The following is a 2,464-nucleotide window of genomic DNA, read 5'->3' on the forward strand; positions in this document are numbered from 1 at the left end:
GGAGCTTCTCGCGCAGCCGCTCGCGTGCACTGCCCAGTGCCTGGCGGTAGCGCGCGGCATTGTCCGGCCCCAGGTCCACCGCCTTGTCGTCGTAACCCGGCACGCCGAAGAAGCTGGCCATCTCCGGCTGGAACGGCGCCTGCGCCTGCAGCAGGATCTGCGCCAATTCGTTGCTGTGGGTGACCCAAGCGGGGGCGGACTTGGCCGCAGGTGCGGCGGCGACGCTGAGCGGCAGAGGGGCAGCCAGGGCAAGGGCGAGAGCAAGGACCAGCGGCTTCATGGGGTAACTCCGGTGTGGATGCCGGGAAGCTACGTCAGGCCGGAGTTTTGCGGCAAGGGTGGGAAGTCAGGGGCGGCAGGGCGTTGGAGCGCTACCCCTCCCCCGCCCTCCCCTTGCTGGCGCAAAGGGAGGGGGTAAAAGCCGGCGTCACCGCACTCTTCCCGATCAAGCAGAACTGCTCCCTCCCTTTGCGTCACAAGGGGAGGGTTGGGGAGGGGTCAGGGCTTCAGGCAACGCCCCAGGAAGTTCTCGGCGATGCGGTAGCGGTGCAGTGCGTTGGCACCGGACAGGCCATGCTTGGCACCCGGGTAGGTCATCAGTTCGAACGGCTGGCCACGCTTCTGCAGCGCGCTCATCAGGCTGGTCGAATTGGTGAACAGCACGTTGTCGTCGGCCATGCCGTGGATCAGCAGCAGCGGCGAGGTCAACCCGTCGATGTGGGTGAGCACGCGGCCCTCGGTGTAGCCGGCCGGGTTGGCGGCCGGCAGGTTCATGTAACGCTCGGTGTAGTGCGTGTCATACAGGCCCCAGTCGGTGACCGGCGCACCGGCCACGCCGCAGGCGTACTGGTCCGACGCCTTGGCCAGCAGCATCAGGGTCATGTAGCCACCGTTGGACCAGCCCTGCACGCCGATCCGGCTGCCGTCCACCCACGGTTGCGCCTTCAGCCACTCCACGCCCTTGAGCTGGTCGGCCACCTCCACCGTGCCCTGCACGCCGTACAGCGCACCGCCGAAATCACGGCCACGGCGCGGCGTGCCGCGGTTGTCCAGCGAGAACACCACGTAGCCGTGCTGGGCCAGGTACTGGTTGAACAGGTGGTCGCCACGGCCCGGCCAGCTGTCGGTCACGGTCTGCGAGGCGGGGCCGCCGTACACGTACACCGCCACCGGGTATCGCTTGGACGGGTCGAAGCCTTCCGGTTTGATCAGGCTGTAGTGCAGCGGGGTCTTGCCGTCGGCGGCGGTCAGCGTGCCGTACTCGACCGGGCGCTGCGCTTCCACGTACCGGGCGTAGGGGTGCTTGGGGTCGGCCAGGTCATTGTCCAGCAGCGTGGCGATCTTTTCGCCATTGGCCCGGTACAGCTCGATCTGCGGCGGCGTGGTGCTGTTGGACCAGCTGTCCACGTACACGCTGGCATTGTTGGCGAACGCGGCGCTGTGCATGCCCGGCGCGTGCGAGAGCTTGACCGGCGTGCCGCCGGCCAGCGGCACGGCGTAGATCTCGCTGCGCAGCGACGATTCGACGCCGGCGCGGAAGTAGGCCTTGCCGGCGTCCTCGTCCACGGCCAGCAGCTCGTCCACCGGCCAGTTGCCCGAGGTCAGCGCGGTCAGCTGCTTGCCGTCGGCGCTGGCCAGGTACAGGTGCTGGAAGCCGCTGCGCTCGGACGACCACAGGAAGCGACCATCCTTGAGGAAGCGCAGGCTGTTGGTCAGCGGCACCCAGGTCCTGCTGGTCTCGGTGGCCAGCGTGCGCTGCCTGCCATCGGCCAGGTTGGCCTCGATCAGTTCCAGCGTCTTCTGGTCACGGCTCTGGCGCTGGAAGGTGAGGTGCTGCGGATCACGCCAGTTGACGCGCGCCAGGTAGATGTCCTGTTCCTTGCCCAGGTCGACCCAGGCCGCTGCCGCGCCGTCACGCGGTGCGACCACGCCCAGCTTCACCAGCACGTTCCTGTCGCCGGCAGCCGGGTAACGCTGCTCGATCATCTCCACGCGGTCGGCGTACATCTCGTAACGCTTCTGCACCGGTACCGGCGATTCGTCGATGCGGGCAAAGGCGATGGCCGAATCATCCGGTGCCCACCAGTAGCCGGTGTGGCGGTCCATTTCCTCGTCGGCGACGAACTCGGCCACGCCGTTGCCGATGACGGCGCTGCCATCGCGCGTCAACTGCATCTGCTTGCCGCTGGCCAGGTCGATCACCCACAGGTTGCGCTCGCGCACGAAGCTGACGAAGCCGCCCTTGGGCGAGAGCTTGGCGTCGGTGGTGAAGCCTTCGCCATGGGTGAGCTGGCGCACCGCCTCGCGGCCCTGCTTGCCCAGGTCGTACAGGTACAGCTCGCCGCCCAGCGGGAACAGCAGGCTCTTCGCGTCCGGCGACCACTGGTAGTCGACGATGCCGCTCAGCGCGGCGATGCGCTGGCGCTCGCGGCGCGCCTTCTCGGCATCACTGAGGGTTTCCTCG

General features: G+C 68.0%; 1 protein-coding gene and 1 pseudogene. Both read right to left on the bottom strand.

Annotation, left to right across the window (positions count from 1 at the left end; translation table 11 throughout):
- Positions 1-280: pseudogene (locus VA603_RS00530) on the bottom strand (DUF885 domain-containing protein); the annotation flags it as partial.
- A 218-nt stretch (positions 281-498) separates the two neighbouring features.
- Positions 499-2,464 (bottom strand): S9 family peptidase (locus VA603_RS00535; protein WP_323437620.1); only part of this gene is annotated, 1,966 nt, incomplete at its 5' end.

Source organism: Stenotrophomonas capsici, from assembly GCF_034961085.1.
Taxonomy (GTDB): Bacteria; Pseudomonadota; Gammaproteobacteria; order Xanthomonadales; family Xanthomonadaceae; genus Stenotrophomonas; species Stenotrophomonas capsici.